The sequence below is a fragment of the Burkholderia sp. BCC1998 genome (assembly GCF_905339875.1).
Classification (GTDB): Bacteria; Pseudomonadota; Gammaproteobacteria; order Burkholderiales; family Burkholderiaceae; genus Burkholderia.
Genome location: NZ_CAJPHE010000104.1, coordinates 1 through 481, shown reverse-complemented (window position 1 = coordinate 481; position 481 = coordinate 1). Strand labels below are relative to the sequence as shown.

At 64.0% G+C, this 481-nt stretch carries 1 protein-coding gene; it reads left to right on the top strand.

The features are described from left to right. Positions 1–188: 188 nt before the first annotated feature. On the top strand, positions 189–481 hold a 293-nt coding region (locus U5A56_RS36985), incomplete at its 3' end, for a transposase (protein WP_257776155.1).

The window sequence follows — 481 nt, the reverse complement described above, 5'->3', positions numbered from 1 at the left end:
TTCGCCTGGCCGCACCTCGGCAGCGAACCCAAGCAGCGTGCCTTGACGCACGAACAGCTGGCCGGCCTGGTGCTGGGCTTGCCGTGGCAACGCATCGGCGAGGACGGCGTGATCCGTGTCGTCTGAGTCCCGCGGGACGTAAACAGTTGCGCTTCCGCCGTCTGCAGGGTTCTGGCAGACTGGCCCGCATGAACTTGCCTGCCGACCTCGACGCACTCAGCCCGGAACAGTTGCGCGCCCTGACAGCGCAACTGATAGCCGAGGTCGAGGCGAAGGACCAGACGATCAAGGAGAAGGAGCGGGAAGCGAGTGAGCGAGACCAAGAACTACGCTACCGGCAGACCCGTATCGATCAACTCACCCACGAGGTCTCGGTCCTCAAGCGCCAGCAGTTCGGCCGGCGCAGCGAACAGCTCAACAGTGAGCAGATGAACCTGCTCGACGAGGCCGTCGATGGCGACCTGGTTGCCATCGAGATGGA